At 44.2% G+C, this 973-nt stretch carries 1 protein-coding gene; it reads right to left on the bottom strand.

Going from position 1 to position 973, the window contains the following annotated elements; genetic code table 11:
- The coding region (locus A3712_RS05375) for an FIST N-terminal domain-containing protein (RefSeq protein ID WP_331710844.1) at positions 1-773 on the bottom strand (773 nt) is incomplete at its 3' end.
- Positions 774-973 lie beyond the last annotated feature (200 nt).

Genomic DNA, 973 nt, shown 5'->3' with positions numbered 1-973 from the left:
TTTATACGAAGTGGTGTTGATATCCCTTTCTTCCTACCAAGTTCGCGATAAAGCGGGAAACTCATCAGTTGGCTGAAAGGAAGATCTTTGCCATCGGCAAGGTAATGTTTGAATACCTCAATCGCCGGCTTGTCATTTAATGCATATAGACGGTTCCCTATCGCATGAGTCACTCGTAGTTTCATCCCGATAGGGTTCCACTCGGAGTAAGCGTCTGACCACACCTTTAAATTAGGGTTCGTCAAGGCAGCCGCTACGCAGGCATGTTGGTAAGTTTGCTCATTGTGCATAACCCAGCGGCCGAACTCATTTTCCTGGCACAAGCCACCAGCCACTGGTAATGCGTAGGAATGATTTTCGAAAGCACCATAAATGGGGTAATCACGTCCTTCAACCTGATCACACAAGCTGATAACAGTTTTGGTGTCTTCCGATAGCTCAAGTTGAGATACGAGATCTTGGCTATCTTGGTTAGGGTTGCCAGTAAAAGGCTGCACTGCGGAGGTTAATCGGGTTTCATTGAATTCGCTAATAATGACTAAGGTGCAAGTACTCTCAAGGCAGTTATCACAAATAACATGACGAGCACTTTGACCAATTAACGTCGCTTGGCTCAAACGATTGAGCGCCACATCAGCAAGTTGGCGAGCCATATCAAGTGATTGCGTAGAGAAAAGTTGAACTAGGTATTGTTTGCTATCACACCATTCGCGCTGAGCAAGTTGAGATTCTAATTGCTCCTCTGTGTTTGCGAGAAATGTATATGTTTGCATGCCAACCCTTGTTCGAAATCTAATGGAATAGAGAACCCGCAACCACCGCTATGATTGAAATGAATCGTAATCAGTAATCGCTAATTATCCTAGCCTAAACAGGCCCTTAAACTCGACTAATGTAACAATTCACTATCATAAATGCGACACAATAAGCCTGCAGTGGTCATTAAATTAGTCGCATAAGATCGCTGAGCTGT

The organism is Vibrio sp. HI00D65 (genome assembly GCF_001635455.1).
Classification (GTDB): domain Bacteria; phylum Pseudomonadota; class Gammaproteobacteria; order Enterobacterales; family Vibrionaceae; genus Vibrio.
Note: the sequence above shows the minus strand (reverse complement) of the source record. Positions and strands in the feature narration are given on the sequence as shown.